The organism is Arthrobacter sp. APC 3897 (assembly GCF_030407495.1).
GTDB lineage: Bacteria > Actinomycetota > Actinomycetes > Actinomycetales > Micrococcaceae > Arthrobacter_B.
The window spans coordinates 49,798-67,092 of record NZ_JASDDG010000017.1; the positions used below are offsets into that span (position 1 = coordinate 49,798).

The 17,295-nt window shown below is 63.3% G+C and carries 16 protein-coding genes; 12 read left to right on the plus strand and 4 right to left on the minus strand.

Annotated features, from left to right (window positions below; all coding sequences use genetic code 11):
• Window positions 1-37 precede the first annotated feature (37 nt).
• Window positions 38-586 carry a GNAT family protein gene (locus QMA10_RS09815; protein WP_290167895.1) on the plus strand — a complete coding sequence of 183 codons (549 nt, stop codon included), beginning with the start codon at window positions 38-40 and terminating at the stop codon, window positions 584-586.
• A gap of 48 nt (window positions 587-634) precedes the next feature.
• The gene (locus tag QMA10_RS09820; RefSeq protein ID WP_290167897.1) at window positions 635-1,192 is read left to right on the plus strand and encodes a dihydrofolate reductase family protein; all 558 of its coding nucleotides are present in this window, start codon (window positions 635-637) and stop codon (window positions 1,190-1,192) included.
• Window positions 1,193-1,260: 68 nt separating this feature from the next.
• Here QMA10_RS09820 and QMA10_RS09825 read toward each other — a convergent pair whose 3' ends face one another.
• Together QMA10_RS09825 and QMA10_RS09830 are read right to left on the minus strand one after the other, a co-directional pair.
• A complete protein-coding gene (locus QMA10_RS09825) occupies window positions 1,261-3,198 on the minus strand; it encodes an MFS transporter (RefSeq protein ID WP_290167899.1) in 1,938 nt (645 codons plus the stop codon).
• 145 nt (window positions 3,199-3,343) lie between these two features.
• Complete coding sequence (locus QMA10_RS09830) at window positions 3,344-3,901, minus strand: TetR/AcrR family transcriptional regulator (protein ID WP_290167902.1); 558 nt, start codon at window positions 3,899-3,901, stop codon at window positions 3,344-3,346.
• Window positions 3,902-3,988: 87 nt separating this feature from the next.
• On the opposite strand from QMA10_RS09830, the gene QMA10_RS09835 reads away from it, so the two are divergent.
• The 3 genes from QMA10_RS09835 (at window position 3,989) to QMA10_RS09845 (ending at window position 5,920) form a co-directional block, all read left to right on the plus strand.
• On the plus strand, window positions 3,989-4,999 hold the full coding sequence (locus tag QMA10_RS09835; RefSeq protein ID WP_290167903.1) for a hypothetical protein: 1,011 nt from the start codon (window positions 3,989-3,991) through the stop codon (window positions 4,997-4,999).
• Window positions 5,000-5,041: 42 nt separating this feature from the next.
• Window positions 5,042-5,281, plus strand: a complete 240-nt coding sequence (locus QMA10_RS09840) for a GNAT family N-acetyltransferase (RefSeq protein ID WP_290167905.1) — start codon at window positions 5,042-5,044, stop codon at window positions 5,279-5,281.
• 195 nt (window positions 5,282-5,476) lie between these two features.
• Window positions 5,477-5,920, plus strand: a complete 444-nt coding sequence (locus tag QMA10_RS09845) for a hypothetical protein (protein ID WP_290167906.1) — start codon at window positions 5,477-5,479, stop codon at window positions 5,918-5,920.
• A gap of 46 nt (window positions 5,921-5,966) precedes the next feature.
• Here QMA10_RS09845 and QMA10_RS09850 read toward each other — a convergent pair whose 3' ends face one another.
• Window positions 5,967-6,578, minus strand: coding sequence for an NAD(P)-binding oxidoreductase (locus QMA10_RS09850; protein WP_290167908.1), 612 nt, complete (start codon window positions 6,576-6,578; stop codon window positions 5,967-5,969).
• Between the two features lie 175 nt (window positions 6,579-6,753).
• Between QMA10_RS09850 and QMA10_RS09855 the strand changes: the two genes are divergently transcribed.
• From QMA10_RS09855 to QMA10_RS09885, 7 genes are all read left to right on the plus strand, one after another.
• The gene (locus QMA10_RS09855; RefSeq protein ID WP_290167909.1) at window positions 6,754-8,553 is read left to right on the plus strand and encodes an ABC transporter family substrate-binding protein; all 1,800 of its coding nucleotides are present in this window, start codon (window positions 6,754-6,756) and stop codon (window positions 8,551-8,553) included.
• Window positions 8,554-8,869: 316 nt separating this feature from the next.
• The gene (locus tag QMA10_RS09860) at window positions 8,870-10,513 is read left to right on the plus strand and encodes an ABC transporter substrate-binding protein (RefSeq protein ID WP_290167911.1); all 1,644 of its coding nucleotides are present in this window, start codon (window positions 8,870-8,872) and stop codon (window positions 10,511-10,513) included.
• Window positions 10,514-10,646: 133 nt separating this feature from the next.
• Window positions 10,647-11,573, plus strand: a complete 927-nt coding sequence (locus tag QMA10_RS09865) for an ABC transporter permease (RefSeq protein WP_290167913.1) — start codon at window positions 10,647-10,649, stop codon at window positions 11,571-11,573.
• Window positions 11,566-12,558 carry an ABC transporter permease gene (locus QMA10_RS09870; RefSeq protein ID WP_290167914.1) on the plus strand — a complete coding sequence of 331 codons (993 nt, stop codon included), beginning with the start codon at window positions 11,566-11,568 and terminating at the stop codon, window positions 12,556-12,558. Before QMA10_RS09865 ends, QMA10_RS09870 begins: the two co-directional genes overlap by 8 nt.
• A gap of 14 nt (window positions 12,559-12,572) precedes the next feature.
• Entirely contained in the window at window positions 12,573-14,282 is a 1,710-nt protein-coding gene (locus QMA10_RS09875) for an ABC transporter ATP-binding protein (RefSeq protein WP_290167915.1), read from the plus strand.
• Window positions 14,283-14,561: 279 nt separating this feature from the next.
• On the plus strand, window positions 14,562-16,484 hold the full coding sequence (gene typA / locus QMA10_RS09880) for a translational GTPase TypA (protein ID WP_290167916.1): 1,923 nt from the start codon (window positions 14,562-14,564) through the stop codon (window positions 16,482-16,484).
• A 64-nt stretch (window positions 16,485-16,548) separates the two neighbouring features.
• Window positions 16,549-16,935: a hypothetical protein gene (locus tag QMA10_RS09885; protein WP_290167918.1), complete on the plus strand. Its 387-nt coding sequence runs from the start codon at window positions 16,549-16,551 to the stop codon at window positions 16,933-16,935.
• Window positions 16,936-17,013: 78 nt separating this feature from the next.
• Here QMA10_RS09885 and QMA10_RS09890 read toward each other — a convergent pair whose 3' ends face one another.
• Window positions 17,014-17,247 (minus strand): hypothetical protein, encoded by a 234-nt coding sequence (locus tag QMA10_RS09890; RefSeq protein WP_290167920.1) that lies wholly within the window; start codon window positions 17,245-17,247, stop codon window positions 17,014-17,016.
• Between the last annotated feature and the right edge of the window lie 48 nt (window positions 17,248-17,295).

A 17,295-nucleotide genomic window follows, 5' to 3' on the forward strand; every position in this document is an offset into this window, starting at 1 on the left:
TGGGACCACATCAGCACAATATGGCAGGCTGGCAGCCATGATTCTCCCAACTCCCACCCTGGACACTGCGCGCCTGATTCTGCGCCCCTTCGATGATGCGGACGCGGACAGTCTCTTCGCCCTGCAGAGCAACGCAGAAGTCCTGCGCTACTGGGACAGCCCGCCGTGGTCCAGTCCTTCGCAGGCATCGGACTTCCTCGACATGTGCCGGAAGATGGCGGAGGAAGGCACCGGAGTGCGGCTGGTGATTACCGGGAAAGCAGACGGGAGCTTCCTGGGCTGGTGTACCTTCAACAGCTGGAATCCCGCCTTCCGGAGTGCGTCCCTCGGCTATTGCCTGGTAAAAGAGGCCTGGGGGAGCGGCTATGCCGCTGAATCAGCACGCGCCGTGCTGCAGTGGGCCTTCGACACTCTGGACCTGAACCGGGTCCAGGCTGAAACGGACACCCGCAACATTGCCTCCGCCCGGGTCCTGGAGAAGCTGGGTTTCCTCTGCGAGGGCGAACTGCGCGAGGACTGCATCGTTAGCGGGGAAGTCTCCGATTCATGGATATACGGCCTTTTGCGCCGTGATTGGATCGGCTGATTTCGGAAAACGGATTGCATGGGCGGGCCTGAGACCTAGAATCGGTCCATGGGAGCTCTGACTTTCAGCATCAACGTCACCCTGGATGGTTGTGTCGATCACCAAGAGGGCATCGCCGACGACGAAACCCATGCATACTTCACCGCGCTCTTGGACGAGGCCGGTGCCATGCTGTGGGGGCGCACCACGTACGAGCTGATGGAGAGCGCCTGGCCGGCGGTTGCCCGCGGGGATGTCGAAGCGCCGACGGCGATCCGCGACTGGGCGGTCACGCTGGAGGACAAACCCAAATATGTTGTCTCCGCCACACGCAGCGACTTTCCGTGGAACAACAGCCACCGCATTGAAGGCGACCTGCGCACCGCGGTGCAGGACCTCAAGGACCGGACCCCGGAAGGGGTGCTCCTGGGCAGCGGCAGGCTGGCGGCAGGGCTGGACCGGCTGGACCTCATTGACGAGTACAAGTTCCTTGTCCAGCCCAGGCTCACCGGCCACGGCCCCACCCTCTACGGGGGTCTCCTCGACAGTACGCGCAGCCTCGAACTCGTCTCTGCGGAGCCAATGAGCAACGGCGCAATTGCCGTGCACTACCGGCGGGCGGACTAAAGCCCGGAATTCACAGCAGCAGGCCTGGCCCCGGAGAGCCTGGCCTGCTGCTGTGAACGTATTAACGGCTAGACCGGCGCCGTGTCTCCAGCCTGCACAGCCTCACCGCGTGAACGAAGGTACGTGGCGACGGCCAGGCGGTTGACCGCGGACCGGTTGACGATGCCGACAGGGCGGGAATCTTCCCCGCTGACCACCGGCACCTTCTTGAGCCGCGCGTCGGACAGCGCAGCCACAGCGTCACTGATGGATGCGCCCGCGTCGAGAGTGACGACGTCGTGCGTTGCTAGCCTCATGACGTTCAGATCCGCCAGATCGGACATCGCCTGTTCCAGGTCATCTTCAGCCCCGATGGCGTAGGAGTAGATCGACGTCGACGATGGATGGGTGGCCGACAGGTAGCGGAGGACATCGCCGTCGGACAGGAAGCCCGCCAGCGTCCCGTCTGCATTGAGGACCGGCGCACCCGAGATGCCGCGCTCCGCAAAGGTCTGCAGGGCGTCAAGCACCGAGGAGTCCGAGGACAGGGCGTACACATCGGACTTCATGATCGACTGAACGGTGTCCGCGGCCGGGGCCGGAACGCTGCCCGCGGCGCGGCGGGACCGCACCGAACGGTACGCCAGGAACGCGAGAAGAATGCCCAGGAGCGAGGTGGCAACCACCAGGGCAACGGCCCCGTGGAACCCGGCAAGCAGCGAATCAGTTTCACTGCGTCCGGCACCGGCATTCGAGGCAATCACGGCGCCGTAGATACCGGTAGCGAGCGAGGTGCCCACACAGCCGGCGATCTGGAAGCTGGTGGAGACCACCGTGACCCCGTGCGGACTGGTCTCACGGTCCAGGTTGGACAGCGCGAACGTTTGGGCAGGTCCAATGACGAATGCCGTAGCCAGCACCGCCGGGACGTAGAGGAGCCCGAAGATCCAGACCGATGAGTGTCCGGCGGCAACACCGACGAGCGTGACGAAGACCGCCATGACGAGGAAACCGAGCGGGATCGAGCAGCGGCCTCCGTGGCGGTCGAACATGCGTCCGGCGATCGGCCCCATTCCCACCGTCAGCAGGATCCCGGGCGCCAGGGTCAGCGAAGCGCCCAGCGGCGGCATGTCGAGTGCGCCCTGCAGGAACAGCGGGATGACAACGTTCATGGCGAAGACGAAGACCAGGCCGAGCATCGTCATCAGCACACCGAACACGAAGGGTGCGTTCGAGAACGGGCGCATGTCGATCAGTGGATTCTCGATGCGGCGCTGACGGATGACGAACAGCCACATGGCGAGCAATCCAACGAGGCCGGCAACACCTGCGTATAGGGCGGATCCCTCGAAGGCGCTGGACACGCCGTAGAGGATGCCGGCCAGGCCGAGCGCAACGAGAATGAATGAGGGGATGTCGAGAACCGGGCGGCCCAGCTCAGTGGCGTTCCGCAGCACGACCGCACCGGCGAGCAGCACGGCAACAGTGAGGCCCCCGAACACCCACATCAGCGTGGTCCAGGGCGCGACGGTCAGAATGGCGCCGGACAGGACGATGGCCAGCGACGGGCCGAGGGTGGTCATCGCAGCCATGATGCCCATATTGAGCCCCAGCTTTTCGCGCGGTGACACGGCAAGTGTGATGTTCATGCCGATGGGGGTGAGCAGGCCGGTTCCTATGGCCTGAAGCAGGCGTGCAATGAGCAGCACTTCGAAACTGGGGGCCAGGGCTCCCACCACTGAACCGACGACCATGATCGCTACGACGGCGACGAACAGGGGCCTGGTGGGGAACCGGTGGTACAGGACGTTGGCGACGGGCACGAACACGGCTGCGACGAGCAGGTAACCGGTGGTCAGCCACTGAACGGTACTGACGTTGACGCCGAAGTCCTGCATGATCGGCGTGAAAGCTACGTTGAGGAAGGTTTCGTTAAAGGTGGCGAGGAACGCTGCGGCCGCTGCGACCGCGATCATTCCACCTGCACGTCCCTTGATGTCGGGACGGGAATTTGAAGAGGGCGCCATAGAGTCTCCTGACAGTCGGCGGTGTGGAGGCGATCGACCGTGCCGTGTCAGAAGGTACTTGTAAGTGCCCCGCGTGTCGTGTCATCGATGCCGTGGTGGCCAGAGGCCGCATCCATTATAGCGGATAACCAACAGCGGTCCGGGTTTAGCCGGCGCGGCTCCAGAGCAGGTAGGCCTCGGCAAGCTGCTCCGGAACACCCGGGGCTGCTTCGCGGATGGCCGGCACCTGCAGGCGGGTAATGGTTGCCACCGCAACGACGACGTCGAGCGCGGTGAGCCCCGTCCGCACGGCCTTTTCATGCTGCAGCACAATGAGCAGCTCATCGAGCGCGTCCAGTGCCGGCTGTTGAATAGCAGCGAACACTGCGTGTGAATCCTGAGGCGACTCCAGGCCAAGAACGTCCGTCAGCGCCCCGAGTTCCATGTCTGTCAGGGCACCCAGCAGCCCCTTCCATGCCTCCGCCGGGTCCTTATCTGCGGTGGTGCGGGCCGCGGCCACAATGGTCAGGATTTCCTGCACCATATCGTCAACGACTGCCCGGACGAGTTCCTCGCGGGAGGAAAAGTTCCGGTAGAGCGTGGCGATGCCGACGCCGCTGGCAGCGGCTATGGTCTCGAGGGCAACGTCTCGGCCGCGCTCGGCAAACAGGTGCCGGGCTTGGCGGAGGATGGTCTCTCTTCGCTGCGCCGCGTCGGCCCTCATTCGTGCTCCCCTCAAGTTGACCTTCAGTCTAAACCGGAGGAATATCGTCCGTGTAACCGGAGGAAATCCCTCCGGAAAGAAGGAATCATGTCACCCCTCACTCCGTCGTCCGGCTCTCATCGCAAACACGCGGCCGTATGGGCTGCGCTCACCCTCGGACTCTCCGTCATTCTGCTGGCCCTGCTCATGCTGTTCATCTCGCCCTCCCTCCATTCCGGACCCCGGGATTTGGGTCTGGGCGTGGTGGGCCCGCAGGAACAAGCAGCATCGGTTGCCGAAACCCTGGAGGACCAGTCACCGGGCGCCTTTACAGTGCAGTCCTTCGAGAGTGCAGAGGATCTTGAGCAGGGGATCCGGAACAGGGAGATCGTTGGCGGGTTAGACTTCACCGAACCGGATATGACCGTCTACGTCGCGAGCGCCGGCTCAACGGCCGTGTCGGGAACAGTTAGTAATGTCGGAGCCACCATGGCAGCCGGTAGGGGACAGGCGGCGGAGATCGTGGATGTTGTCCCGCTACCCCCGGGCGACCCCACCGGGGTGGGTATCGGAGGCCTGGCCTTCCCGCTGGTGTTCGGCGGCATTGTTCCGGCCGTGGCGTTCCGCTCCATGCTGTCCGGACAGCGCTGGTGGATCTTCGCCGGACTGACAGGCTTCTCGGTGGCCGGAGGATTTGTCGTCGCCGCGGTGCTGAAGTATCTCTTCGGCAGCATCGAGGGACCGCTGGTTCCGGTTGCCGCAAGTGTGGCACTGGGCATTGCTGCGCTGGCCCTGCCGCTGGCCGGTCTCAACGAATGTTTCGGCACGAAGGGCTTCACCATCGCGGCCATGTCCATGATGTTTGTGGGCAATCCCTTTGCCGGCATCGCCACCAGTGCCCAGTGGCTGCCAGGGGGAGTGGCGATGATCGGTCAGCTCCTGCCCCCGGGCGCAGCCGGTACGCTGGTGCGCTCAGTAGCCTACTTCGACGGCGTTGGCGGGGGTGCTGCCGCTCTGACCCTGGCGGTCTGGGTCTTGGCCGGAGCAGCGCTGTGGTTCAGCGGACCGTTCATCAAGGCGGCAAAGACCCGCAGGGAGGCAGTAGCCGCCGCAGCCTAAAGCTGGGGCAGGGGCGCACGTGCCGTGCTGTGTCGGTGACCTATGGGCGGACGATGTTTTGTGCGTGACCCCGACGGCTGCGTCGTCGGGGTCACTCTCGTTGACCGGCACTTTCCTCACGTCGCGGAAATACATCTCACGGTGGTCGACCGCGCCATTCACGGGTCTGGGGTCGGAACCGCAATGCTCACCGCCGTCGAAGCAGATGCTGTAGACAGGGGTGTCCGTCTGCTGGAGGTTAAGACCCTTGGCCCTTCACACCGGATACCGGGTATGCGCTGACACGGCGTTTTTACGAAATGTTGGGATTCCTCGCGCTGGAGGAAACGGATCTTTGGGGCGCGGATACGCCTTGCCTGATTATGGTGAAGCCATTACGCAAAATACTGATGCCAGACCGATCCTGCGTGTTGTAGAAAAAGATTGCACGTTTCGGTCTGGGAATTTCTCTTAGGAATTAGGGCAAGGGGGTAGGCAGTGAGTGAGTGGGATGCTGCTACATGGGCGCAGGTTGTCATTGCTGCAGCTGGTCTTATTGTCGCTGCCGCCGCGTCGGCAGTTGCTTGGCTGACGTATCGGTTCACGATCGATTCGCAGCCCATCGATTTCAGTTTTCAACGCAGCAGCCGCCCCGCGCCCGAAGGCGTAATTCCGATGCACCTTACATGCAGGTCGCCCCGCGCTTTTCTTCATCAGGTCTGGAGCCCGCAATGGAAAGGCAACGATGGGGAGTCAGCACCCGAAGTAGTGGGAATCGAGGCGCAACAGATGTCACAGGGGGATGTAAGAATGTTCAACGTCGTTCTCCCTGAGGGGGTCACGGGTTTTGATCTCGTGGCCACGGCCTCGGTCGACAAGCGGGGCCGCCTGAGGAATGTCTGGACTGGTGAAAGCGTTGCGGCGGTTCGTTCCGGCGTCTAGTTCCGCTGGACTTCTCAGATCCCCTGCCCGGGCTCCAGCCCAATGACTAGCTGCTCACTCCAATGGCCTTGCCGATGGAGGAATCATCGCTGAGAATTCCGAGCATGCAGGCGGCAAGGTCCCGGCGGGGGATTGAACCCCCGAGCCGGCCGCCGTCGCTGGTTGTCAGCGCCTTCCAGGTGCCTGTGGGCTCCTTGTCCGTGAGACCGGTGGGACGGACGATCGTCCAGTCGAGGCCGGACCCCTGAACAGCCGCCTCCTGCTCATTGTGGTCAGCGAGCGCCTTGGCCAGCACCGCCTGCATCACGAGCCGCAGCGGCGCGGGCATCTGCGAGCCCGAATCGCCCGCGCCCAGTGAGGACTGAACCAGGAGCCGGCGCACGCCGGCTTTCTGCATCGCGCCAATGACGCTTCCAGTGACAGCTGCCCGCTGGCGGGAAACGCCCTTGGCACCCCCTACCGTGACGACGACGGCGTCGGCTCCCGCCACGGCCCTGGCAGCCACGGCCGGATCGGTCGCATTGCCGATGACGGTCCGGACGCCGGAAGGTGCACTGCCGCTCCGTGAGACGACAGTGACCTCGTGCCCGGCTGCCTGGGCGAGCGCAGCGAGTTGTGCTCCGGTGCCTTTTGAGCCTCCGACAATGGTGATCTTCACAGGGTCCTCTGCTTCGTCGTGGTGTGCTCTTATGCTCTGCCACCATCCTACGGGCGCGCCTGCCCGCTGAGCCTGGTCCGGCGTGGCCCCTCCTTCCGATGCTCGTGGGAAAGGGGTGCAGTGTGTCATCATCACAGGGTGTGCGATCAACGCCATAACGTCCCGGGGAGCAATTATGCGTTTTGACCGCCAGACCAAACTCTTCGCTGCCTGCGCTGCTGCAGCCCTGGCGCTGGCAGGCTGCACCGCGGAACCGGATGCCGTCGAGGACCTGCCGGGTGTTTCACCCACCCCGGGCGGCGAGATCTCCGTCGCAGAGGCCGGGGTCTTCAGTTCCTTCAACCCGCAAACCGCGGACAGCAACACCGATACGAACCACCGCATTGCGTACGCCACCCACTCGGGGTTCAACTACGTGGACAACAACCTGGAGATTGTGCCGCTGGAGCAGTTCGGCAGCTATGAGAAGGTCTCGGAGGATCCGCTGGCGGTGAAATACACCATCAACGAGGGCGTGGCCTGGTCCGACGGCGCCCCGGTGGGAGCCGATGACATGATGCTGGCCTGGGCGGCGGCTTCCGCATGGTTCGATGATGAGCTGACCACCGGCAGCGGCACTGTCCTGTCAGGCACACGCTATTTCGACTATGCCGGATCAACCGAGGCCCTGGCCCTGACCGAACTGCCGGAAATCAGCGACGACAACCGCTCCATCACGCTGACGTATTCAGAGCCGTACACGGATTGGGAGACGGCGTTCGGTTCGCTGGCGGACGACGGCGGCATCGGCGTCCCGGCCCACGTCGTCGCGCAGGGGGCAGGGCTGGCGGACGAGAAGGAACTGACACAGCTGCTTCTGGACACTCCGGCGGGGGACCCCCTGGACCCGGCGCCGGAGAACCCGGAGCTGCGCGCGGTCGCCGATTACTGGAACACCGCCTTCGCCATGGAAGGCCTTCCCAATGATCCGTCCCTCTATCTCTCCACCGGTCCCTACATTGTCCAGAGCATCGAGCCCGGCGCCTCGCTGACCCTGGTGCGCAATGAGGACTATGTCTGGGGGCCCAAGCCGAAACTGGACCGGATCACGGTTCGGTTCCTTCAGGATCCCGCCGCCCAGACGGCAGCCCTGAAAGACGGCTCGCTGGACATCATCCTGCCGGAGGCGGACAGCGGCACGCGGGCCGAACTCGAGGCCATCGGGAACATCAACCTGCATCAGGGCAATCAGCTCGCCTATGACCACCTGGACCTGATGTTCGACGGCGTTTTCGCGGAGGAGGCGGTTCGTGAGGCCTTCCTCAGCACCGTGCCGCGCCAGGCAATCGTCGATGCCGCCGTCGAACCGCTGCAGCCCGGCGCCGAACCGCTGGATTCCCAGGTGTTCCTCACCGACCAGGCTGCATATGAAAATGCCGCCGCCACCAACGGATCCGATGAGTTCTCCGAGGCGGATCCGGAGCGGGCGCGCGGGCTGCTCGACGGAGCCACCCCCGAGGTGCGGATCCTCTACAACCGTGACAATGCCAACCGGGTTCTGGCCTACGAGCGGATCGAAGAATCGGCGTCGGAGGCTGGATTCAGGGTGGTGGACGGGGGACTGCCTGCCGCCGAGTGGGCTGCCCGGCTGGGAACGGACAGCTACGACGCGGCCATCTTTGGGTGGACGGCGTCCGGTGTTGGGGCGTCCGGCGTGCCACAGATCTTCCGGACCGGCGCCGCGTCCAACTACAACGGTTTCTCGAGTCCGGAAGCAGATGCGCTGATGGATGACCTGGTGACAGAGTTTGACCCTCAGACCCGTGATGAACTTCAAACCCGGATAGACCGGCTCATCTGGAGCGCCCGATACGGCCTGCCCCTGTACCAGGTGCCGGGCCTCCAGGCTTCGGCAGACACCATTGAGCACGTTGAGTACATGCCTAACCAAACCGGCCTGTGGTGGAACGTCTGGGAATGGTCCGTGATCAGGTAGTGATCATTCTCACGGGGTGGGCGTTGCCGGGGCATCGTCGCACGTGAAACGGCGGAACAACACCTTTGTGACGTAACACGTCAGGGGTATGCCAAATCGTTATGTCAACATGTCTTTCTATATAATTCCTAACGAGGGGCACCTTGTTGCCTGGTTAAGGGCTGTCGAAGGACCCCCTGAAGTCATTAGCGGCTGCCCATGGTGAGTACGGTGTACTCCAAAGCAATATGCTTTTGACCTTGTGAGTCGGCTCACTTTCTGCGAGCCGCAATGCCGACGCAGGACGTTGGCACCCATAGACAACATAGGAGGCGGAATGCGCTTCACACGCACTTCCAAAATGCTCAGCGTCGCGGCCGTGGCCGTTCTGGCACTGAGCGCCTGCGGCGGGGGAGATGGATCCTCGGAATCCGGCGCAGAGGGTGACACCAACCGGGTCATCATTGCTGACGGCTCCGAGCCCCAGAACCCGCTGATCCCTACGAACACCAATGAGGTGGGCGGCGGAGCAGTTCTGGACCTGCTTTTTGCGGGCCTGATCAGCTACGACGCTGACGGCAAGCCGCAGAATGAAATGGCCGAGTCCATTGAGACCGAAGATGCGAAGACCTACACCATCAAGCTGAAGGAAGGTAAGACCTTCAGCAACGGTGCACCGGTCAACGCTGCATCGTTCGTGGACGCCTGGAACTTCGGTGCCGCGGCCAAGAATGCCCAGCTCTCCAGCTACTTCTTCGAGAGCATCGAAGGCTACGACGAAGCCAGCGCCGAAGGTTCGGAAGTGGACACCATGTCCGGCCTGAAGGTCATCGACGACACCACGTTCGAGGTCACGCTGAAGCAGCCTGAGTCCGACTGGCCGCTGCGCCTGGGCTACAGCGCGTTCTACCCGATGATCCCCGAAGCCCTTGCCGATCCGAAGACCTACGGCGAAAACCCGGTGGGCAACGGTCCGTACAAGTTCGACGGAGAAGGCGCCTGGGAGCACAACCAGGAGATCAGCCTGGTCCCGAACGAGTCCTACGAAGGACCCCAGAAGGCCCAGAACGCCGGTATCACGTTCAAGATCTACCAGAACGACACCACGGCCTACCAGGACCTGATTTCCAACAACCTGGACGTCCTGAAGACGATCCCGACGTCGGACGTCAAGAACTTCAAGAATGACCTCGGCGAGGACCGCTCCATCGAGTCCCCGTACGCCGGCAACCAGACCATTGCCATCCCGTACTACCTGGAGAACTGGAGCGGCGAAGCCGGCAAGCTGCGCCGCCAGGCTCTCTCCATGGCAATCGACCGTGAAGAAATCACCTCGGTGATCTTCAGCAACGGCCGCACCCCGGCGGAAGACTTCACCGCACCCGTGCTGGACGGCTACGACGCCGACCTGCCCGGCAGCGAAAACCTGGAGTTCAACCCGGAAAAGGCCAAGGAACTCTGGGCTGAAGCCGAGGAGATCTCGCCGTACGACGAGTCCAAGCCCCTGACCATCGCGTACAACGCGGACAAGGGCGACCACAAGACCTGGGTTGAAGCCGTCGTCAACGGCCTCAAGAACAACCTCGGCATTGAGGTTACCGGCAAGCCGTACGCAACGTTCAAGGAAGTCCGCACCGAAGCCACCGATGGTGTCCTCACCGGCAGCATCCGTTCCGGCTGGCAGGCAGACTACCCGTCGCTGTACAACTTCCTCGGCCCGATCTACGCCACCGGTGCCAGCTCCAACGACGCACGCTACGAGAACCCCGAGTTCGACGCGCTGCTGAGTGAGGGCCTCGCGGCCACCACTGTTGAAGAGGGCAACGAGAAGATGAACGAGGCGCAGGAAATGCTCCTCGAAGATCTTCCGGCCATCCCCCTGTGGTACCAGGTTGCCCAGGGCGGCTGGAGCACCAACGTAACCAACGTTGAGTTCGGCTGGAACGGCGTACCCCTGTACTACGCCATCACCGGCAAGTAATTCCTCACAGCTCGGGGGCCCGGCCGCAATAAAGCAGCCGGGCCCTTGGGCCGCTTCAATGTAAAGGTGCTCTTAACATGAGTTTCACCAATCAGCGCCCCCGTGTGCGCACTGTGCCAGAGGCAAACATCTGATGGCCGGATACGTTCTTCGGCGCTTCCTGCAGTTAATCCCTGTTTTCCTGGGCGCCACTCTGCTTCTCTACTTTCTGGTCTTCAGCCTTCCCGGCGACGCAACGGCTGCCATCTGCGGTGAAAAGGGCTGCACGCCCGCTGTTGAAGCATCGCTGCGGGCCCAGTACAACCTGGACCAGCCCTTCTGGATGCAGTACCTCCTGTATCTCAAGGGTGTCCTGACCTTCGACCTGGGAACCAACTTCGCCGGCCGCGAGATCGCCACGATCATTGCCGAGGTGTTCCCGACCACCGCAAAGCTGGCCGTGATGGCCCTGGTCTTCGAAGCCGTCTTCGGCATCGTCTTCGGCCTCTTCGCCGGCCTGCGCAAGGGCAAGATCTTTGACTCCACGGTTCTCGTGGTGTCCCTGGTGGTTATCTCCGTTCCGATCTTCGTGCTCGGCTTCCTGATGCAGTTCGTCTTTGGCGTCAAACTTGCCTGGACCAACCCCACGGTCAGCGGTGACGCGTCCTTCACTGAACTGCTGCTGCCCGCCATCGTGCTGGGCCTGGTGTCCTTCGCATATGTACTGCGCCTAACCCGCACGAGCGTGATCGAGAACGCCAATGCCGACTACGTCCGCACCGCAACTGCCAAGGGCCTGAGCCGTCCGCGCGTCGTCACGGTGCACATTCTCCGCAACTCCATGATTCCGGTTGCCACCTTCCTTGGCGCCGATCTGGGTGCCCTGATGGGCGGCGCGATCGTGACCGAGGGAATCTTCAACGTCAACGGCGTCGGCAATACCCTGTACCGCGCCGTGCTCAATGGTGAAGCTCCGGTGGTCGTTTCCATCGTCACCGTGCTGATCCTGATTTTTTGCCTCGCCAACCTGTTGGTAGATCTTCTGTACGCGTGGCTGGACCCGAGGATTCGATATGCCTGAGAATGACAAAGCACTGACCCCCGCTTCACGCGGCAAGGTCTCTCCCTACCCGATTGAGCACTTCGTGGCGGACGTGGAGGAGACTCCGGTCCAGCCCGTTGACAGCTCGACCGCAGACGGCGCGCCCCGCAGCATCTGGAGCGAAGCCTGGCGCAGCCTGCGCAAGCAGCCACTGTTCATCATCAGCGCCCTCCTGCTCCTGGCCGTGATTGTCGTGGCACTGTTCCCCGGCCTCTTCACCAGCCAGCAGCCCAACGACAACTGCCTGCTGGCTAACTCGGACGGCGGCCCGATTGCGGGCCACCCGCTTGGCTTTACCCAGCAGGGCTGCGACGTTCTGGCCCGCGTGGTCTACGGAACGCGCTCATCGCTGATGGTCGGCCTGCTGGCCACGCTGGGCGTGGTTGTTGTCGGCGGCGTCATCGGCGCCCTTGCCGGATTCTTCGGCGGCTGGGTCGATGCCATCCTGGCGCGGGTCAGCGACATCTTCTTTGCCCTGCCGATGATCCTGGGCGCCATCGTTGTGGTGCAGCTTCCGTTCTTCCGGGAGAACCGCAACGTCTGGACCATCGTCCTGATCCTGGTCACGTTCGGCTGGCCGCAGGTCGCCCGCATTACACGGGGCGCGGTGCTTGAAATACGCAATGCGGACTTCGTCACGGCAGCCCAGTCGCTGGGTGTCTCACGGATCTCCGCCCTGATCAAGCACGTCGTTCCGAACGCGATGGCACCCGTCATCGTTATCGCGACCATCTCGCTGGGCACGTTCATTGTCGCCGAGTCAACGCTGTCCTTCCTGGGCATTGGCCTGCCGCCGGACGTCATGTCCTGGGGCAACGACATCTTCTCCGCGAAGCCCTCTTTGCGCACCAACCCAATGGCGCTGTTCTGGCCGGCACTTGCACTGTCCTTGACCGTGCTGTCCTTCATCATGCTCGGTGACGCTCTGCGGGACGCGCTCGACCCCAAGTCGCGTAAGCGATGACTAAGGATGGAACCATGTCCACGCACTCCATGGACCAGTCGCAGCCCCTGAACGGGCTGCCCAAGCCGCTGCTCGAACTGCGGGACCTCGCTATTACGTTCAAAACGAACAACGGCGACGTGCCGGCGGTACGCAACGCCCACCTCACGATCATGCCCGGTGAAACGGTTGCGATCGTGGGTGAGTCCGGCTCCGGAAAATCGACGACGGCACTGGCCGCCATCGGTCTTCTCCCCGCCAACGGTGCAGTCTCCGGAGGCAGCATCATCTTTGACGGTGAAGACATCACCCATGCGAGTGAAAAGCGCATCGTAGAGTTGCGCGGTTCCTCCATCGGCATGGTTCCGCAGGATCCGATGTCCAACCTGAACCCGGTATGGAAGATCGGTTTCCAGGTCAAGGAAACCCTGAAGGCCAACGGACTGCCGCATACTGCTAAAGACATTGCGCAGGTGCTCAGCGAAGCCGGCCTGCCGGACGCCGCGGAACGGGCCAATCAGTACCCGCACGAGTTCTCCGGCGGCATGCGCCAGCGTGCACTGATCGCCATTGGCCTGTCCTGCCGGCCGCGGCTGCTCATCGCCGACGAACCGACGTCAGCCCTGGACGTGACCGTGCAGCGCCAGATCCTGGACCACCTGGACCGCATGACCGACGAGCTTGGTACTGCAGTCCTGCTGATTACCCATGACCTTGGCCTGGCCGCCGAGCGCGCCCACAAGGTTGTTGTGATGTACAAGGGCCAGGTGGTGGAGTCCGGTCCCGCACTGGAAATCCTCACCAACCCGCAGCACCCGTACACGCGCAAGCTGGTGGAATCCGCACCCTCACTCGCCTCACGGCGGATTGAGGCCGCCAAGTCGCTGGGCCTGGAGGACTCGGATGAGCTCCTCGCGGCACATCCCGACGGCGTCAGGACCGAGAACGTCATCGAGGTCAAGCATCTCTCCAAGGTGTTCAAGCTGCGCGGGGCGCTGGGCAAGTCCACGGACTTCAAAGCCGTCGACGACGTCTCCTTCTCGATTCCGCGCGGCACCACCACCGCGGTGGTCGGCGAATCGGGTTCGGGCAAGTCCACCGTTGCCCGGATGGTCCTTGGGCTGGAAAAGGCAACGGAAGGGCAGATCCTGTTCGACGGGGTGGACATCACCACTCTGGACCGCAGGAAGATGTTCAACTTCCGGCGCCGGGTGCAGCCCATCTTCCAGGATCCGTACGGATCACTGGACCCGATGTACAACATCTTCCGGACCATCGAAGAGCCGCTGCGGGTCCACGGGATCGGTAACTCCAAGAGCCGTGAGAAGAAGGTGCGGGAGCTGCTGGACCAGGTCTCGCTGCCGGCGTCCATGATGCGCCGTTATCCCAACGAGCTGTCAGGCGGGCAGCGCCAGCGCGTGGCCATCGCCCGCGCCCTGGCGCTGGATCCTGAAGTGGTCATTTGTGATGAGGCTGTGTCGGCCCTGGACGTCCTGGTCCAGGCGCAGATCCTGAACCTGCTTGCCGATCTTCAGTCCGAACTGGGGCTGAGCTACCTGTTCATCACCCATGACCTGGCCGTGGTCCGCCAGATCGCGGACGAGGTGTGCGTCATGCAGAAGGGCCGGATCGTCGAAACCGGGTCCACCGACGATGTCTTCGACAATCCGCAGCAGGAATACACCAAGGCACTGCTGGCAGCGATCCCGGGTGCCGGGCTGGTGCTTCCTCCGGAAGTCGCCTAGCGCATTCTGATCTGACATACGGAAGGCAGGCTGCCCCTGGGCAGCCTGCCTTCCGTATGTCAGGCCCGCAGCGGCGGGGCCGAAACGGGTCCATTAGGGAACTTATGCTCTTCGGACTAGAATAATAGCGTGCCCGCTGACGGCGGCGCCTTCGGTACATTCTTACGGAGCATACGTGCAGAGCGGGATTCGTACAGAACGGCCGGACCAGCCCGGACAAATGACCGGGCTACTGTGCACCACCTTCGAACTTATCTCCTATGAATTGAGTCCTCACGCATGTCAGAAACCAACACGGCCGTAAATACCGCAGTACGAAGCGATCTCCGCAACGTTGCGATTGTGGCCCACGTTGACCACGGTAAGACGACCCTCGTCGACGCCATGCTGAAGCAGACGAACTCGTTTGCATCCCATGGCGACGTGGAAGAACGCGTGATGGACTCCGGTGACCTGGAGCGCGAAAAGGGCATCACCATCCTGGCCAAGAACACCACGGTGTTCTACAACGGCCCGGCCGCCAAGGGTGAAACCATCACCATCAACGTCATCGACACCCCCGGTCACGCCGACTTCGGCGGCGAGGTGGAGCGCGGCCTGTCCATGGTTGACGGCGTTGTGCTCCTCGTAGACGCTTCCGAGGGCCCGCTGCCCCAGACCCGCTTCGTCCTGCGCAAGGCGCTGGCCGCCAAGCTGCCCGTTATCCTGCTGGTCAACAAGACCGACCGCCCCGACTCCCGTATCGAGGAAGTCGTCAGCGAAGCAATGGACCTGCTGCTGGGCCTTGCCTCCGACCTCGCGGACGAAGTTCCGGATCTGGATCTGGACCTCGTCCTGAACGTTCCCGTTGTCTACGCTGCAGCCCGCGTTGGCGCCGCTTCCCTGGAGCAGCCGGCTGACGGCGAAGCCCCCGCCAATGACAACCTGGAACCGCTGTTCCAGACCATCATTGAGCACATCCCGGCGCCCACCTATGATCCTGAAGGCGTTCTCCAGGCTCACGTCACCAACCTGGATGCCTCCCCGTTCCTGGGCCGCCTGGCCCTGCTGCGCATCTTCAACGGCACCCTGCGCAAGGGCCAGCAGGTAGCCTGGGCCCGCGCTGACGGCACCATGAAGACCGTGAAGATCACCGAACTGCTGGCCACCAAGGCCCTGGACCGTGTTCCCACCGAATCGGCCGGCCCCGGTGAGATTGTTGCTGTTGCCGGCATCGAGGACATCACCATCGGTGAGACCCTGACCGATGTTGACAACCCCAAGCCGCTGCCGCTGATCACCGTAGATGATCCCGCGATCTCCATGACCATCGGTATCAACACCTCGCCGCTGGCCGGCAAGGTCAAGGGCGCCAAGGTCACGGCCCGTCAGGTGAAGGACCGCCTGGACAAGGAACTCATCGGTAACGTCTCCCTGCGCGTCCTGCCGACCGAGCGTCCGGACGCCTGGGAGGTCCAGGGCCGCGGCGAGCTCGCCCTGGCCATCCTCGTGGAGCAGATGCGACGCGAAGGCTTCGAGCTGACCGTGGGCAAGCCCCAGGTTGTTACAAAGGTCATCGACGGCAAGATCCACGAGCCGATGGAGCACATGACCATCGACGTACCCGAGGAATACCTCGGCGCGGTGACGCAGCTGATGGCAGCCCGCAAGGGCCGCATGGTCAACATGGCCAACCACGGCACCGGCTGGGTGCGCATGGAATTCATCGTTCCCGCCCGCGGCCTGATCGGCTTCCGCACGCGCTTCCTGACGGAAACCCGCGGCGCCGGCATCTCCGCCTCCATCGCCGAAGGCTACGAGCCGTGGGCCGGTCCCATCGAATACCGCACCAACGGTTCGATGATTGCCGACCGCTCCGGCGTCGTGACCCCGTTCGCGATGATCAAGCTGCAGGAACGCGGTTCGTTCTTCGTGGAGCCCACCTCCGAGGTTTACGAGGGCATGATCGTCGGCGAGAACTCGCGCGCCGATGACATGGACGTAAACATCACCAAGGAAAAGCAGCTCACCAACATGCGCGCCGCGTCCTCGGACACCTTCGAGAACCTGACCCCGCCGCGCAAGCTCACGCTGGAAGAGTCCCTCGAATTCGCCCGCGAGGACGAGTGCGTCGAGGTTACTCCCGAGTCGATCCGCATCCGCAAGCTGATCCTCAACGCTTCCGAGCGTGCCAAGGTCACCCGCGCACGCGCCAAGAGCTAATCCCATTACCTCGGCAACAGTGCCGCTGACCCGGGTCCCGCGTTGGCGGGGCCCGGTTGCCGCCGTGCTTGGCGGGCTTCTGGCCTCCGTGCTGGGAACCGGGCTGCACGCCCAGATTCTCTACATCGGAGACACTGCCCTGCCCCTCGGCGCAGCGGCTGCTCTGGTCCTGAGCTGCGCGGCCACCGTGTTTGCCGGCCTTTGGGCCGGTGCGGCGCTGTGGAGTGCAGTGGCGGGACTGCTTGCCTACGTGGTGCTGGGGCTCTTCACGCTGGATCTCTGGGACACTCCGCTGATTATCACCGGAACCATTCTGGAGGAGCAGCCGGGGATAGTCCTGGCCGGACGCATCTGGCTGTTTGGACAGGCGCTGGCGACCGTTGCCGCCCTGCTCATCACCTCACGCGTGCTGGCCGGGGCCCGGCTCGCCCGGGCCCAGCAGGAAGCTTAGACAGACGCGGACGGCCGCCGGGGGACACCCGGCGGCCGTTTATGGTTTAACGCAGGCTTGATTGCCTGGGGTGACTTCTCAGCGGCGGGGCGCGCGGCGCTCCGGAGGCGGGGGCACCTGCTTGGCCGCCGTAATCAGAGCGCAGGGAACCGTGACGTTTTCCCGCCGTGCTGCCACCGTTACGGATTCTTCCGTGGCCTCCACCAGATACCCCAGTACATCCGTGAAACCACCGTCAACGCGGTAACGGACCACCACGCGGGTGCCGTCGGGAAGGGACCGAAGGACAGCCGCAGGGCTCGAAACGTTCACCGTTCAATGGTACGCGGGCAGGGTCCGGCTGGGAGATAATGGTTCGGG